The organism is Mesorhizobium alhagi CCNWXJ12-2, from assembly GCF_000236565.1.
In the GTDB taxonomy this organism is placed as follows: Bacteria; Pseudomonadota; Alphaproteobacteria; order Rhizobiales; family Rhizobiaceae; genus Allomesorhizobium; species Allomesorhizobium alhagi.
This window is the reverse complement of record NZ_AHAM01000171.1, coordinates 1-1,757: the sequence shown is the minus strand read 5'-3', so window position 1 is coordinate 1,757 and position 1,757 is coordinate 1. Positions and strand designations below refer to the sequence as shown.

Sequence of the window (1,757 nt, the reverse complement as noted above, 5' to 3'; positions counted from 1 at the left end):
GCGGAGCGGGAGCCGAATGGTGGCGGGCGCGGCCCGTACCCTTCTGCTTGTACATCTTGGCGCCGGTGCGCGCGATTTCGGCACGGCCCTTGGTCTTGTGCGTGCCCTGCTGCTTCTTGGCGAGCTGCCAGCGCACGACGCGCTGCAGGATGTCCTCGCGCGGGTCAAGGCCGAAAATCTCTTCCGAGAGCTTGACCTTGCCGGCGTCTTCGCCGCCAAGCGTTGAAATCTTGAGATCCATTATTCCGCTCCCTCATTGGCCGGAGCTGCGCTCTTGGCCGCGGCGCGAATGCCGGCGGGCCTCGGCGCGTTTTCAGGCAACGCTTCCTTGACGGCGTCGCGAACCAGGATCCATGCGCCCTTCGAACCCGGAACCGCACCGCGGATCAGGATCAGGCCACGGTCCGTATCGGTCGAAACAACCTCGACATTCTGGGTGGTCACGCGGGTCGAGCCCATGTGGCCGGCCATCTTCTTGCCCTTGAACACCTTGCCCGGATCCTGGCGCTGGCCGGTCGAGCCGTGCGTGCGGTGCGATACCGAGTTACCGTGGGTCGCGCGGCCGCCACCGAAATTGTGGCGCTTGATGACGCCCTGGAAGCCCTTGCCGATCGTGGTGCCGGTCACGTCGACCTTCTGGCCGGGCACGTAATGCTCGACTGTGATCTCGGCGCCGATGTCGAGCATGTTGTCGTCGGAGACGCGGAATTCCGCGACCTTCGACTTCGGCTCGACCGAGGCAGCGGCGAAATGGCCGCGCATCGACTTCGACGTGTTCTTGACCTTGGCCAAGCCAACGCCGAGCTGGACGGCGGTGTAGCCATTCTTCTCTTTCGTGCGCTGAGCCACGACCTGGCAGTTCTCCATGCGGAGAACAGTGACCGGAACATGCTCGCCGGCGTCGTTGTAGACGCGGGTCATGCCCAACTTCTGTGCTATAACACCTGAACGCATCGGTTCGTTTTCCTTCAGAGGAGCCTTTGGGTCTTCGCCCGCCGGCTCATGTCAGCTCTCAGAGCTTGATTTCGACGTCGACGCCGGCTGCGAGATCGAGCTTCATCAGCGCATCGACCGTCTGGGGCGTCGGGTCCACGATATCGAGCAGCCGCTTGTGCGTGCGCATCTCGAACTGCTCACGGCTCTTCTTGTCGACATGCGGCGAGCGGTTGACCGTGAATTTCTCGATCCGCGTCGGCAGCGGAATGGGGCCGCGGACGTTGGCGCCGGTGCGCTTTGCCGTCGACACGATCTCGCGCGTCGAGGCATCGAGCACCCGGTGGTCGAACGCTTTCAGTCGTATGCGGATATTCTGGCCGTTCATTCGTCTTATTCCTTGTTCTGGCGCGGCGCGGGCGAATCCCGCCCGCGACAGATCGGTTATTTGTTATTCGGTGATCGTCACGACGACGCCGGCGCCGACGGTCCTGCCGCCTTCGCGGATGGCGAAGCGCAGCTTCTCCTCCATGGCGATCGGCACGATCAGCTCGACATCGACCGTCACATTGTCGCCCGGCATCACCATTTCGGTGCCTTCGGCCAGCGACACGATGCCGGTCACGTCCGTCGTGCGGAAATAGAACTGCGGACGGTAGTTGGTGAAGAACGGCGTGTGGCGGCCGCCCTCCTCCTTGGTCAGGATGTAGGCCTCGGCCTTGAACTTCTTGTGCGGCTTGACCGAGCCCGGCTTGGCCAGAACCTGGCCGCGCTCGACGCCCTCGCGGTCGACGCCGCGCAGCAGCGCGCCGATATTGTCGCCC

At 63.8% G+C, this 1,757-nt stretch carries 4 protein-coding genes; all 4 read right to left on the bottom strand.

What is annotated here, in order from left to right:
* Positions 1-241: 50S ribosomal protein L4 (rplD, locus tag MAXJ12_RS19630; protein WP_008837714.1), on the bottom strand; the 241-nt coding region annotated here is incomplete at its 3' end.
* The gene (rplC, locus tag MAXJ12_RS19625) at positions 241-954 is read right to left on the bottom strand and encodes a 50S ribosomal protein L3 (protein WP_008837713.1); all 714 of its coding nucleotides are present in this window, start codon (positions 952-954) and stop codon (positions 241-243) included. The genes rplD and rplC, both read right to left, overlap by 1 nt.
* Before the next feature lie 58 nt (positions 955-1,012).
* The gene (gene rpsJ / locus MAXJ12_RS19620) at positions 1,013-1,321 is read right to left on the bottom strand and encodes a 30S ribosomal protein S10 (RefSeq protein ID WP_006205468.1); all 309 of its coding nucleotides are present in this window, start codon (positions 1,319-1,321) and stop codon (positions 1,013-1,015) included.
* 63 nt (positions 1,322-1,384) lie between these two features.
* Positions 1,385-1,757 (bottom strand): EF-Tu C-terminal domain-related protein (locus tag MAXJ12_RS19615; protein WP_008837712.1); only part of this gene is annotated, 373 nt, incomplete at its 5' end.

Excerpts from the sequence above, each read along its gene's own strand:
- rplC (WP_008837713.1), bottom strand. The coding sequence starts at position 954 with ATGCGTTCAGGTGTTATAGCACAGAAGTTGGGCATGACCCGCGTCTAC.
- rpsJ (WP_006205468.1), bottom strand. The coding sequence starts at position 1,321 with ATGAACGGCCAGAATATCCGCATACGACTGAAAGCGTTCGACCACCGG.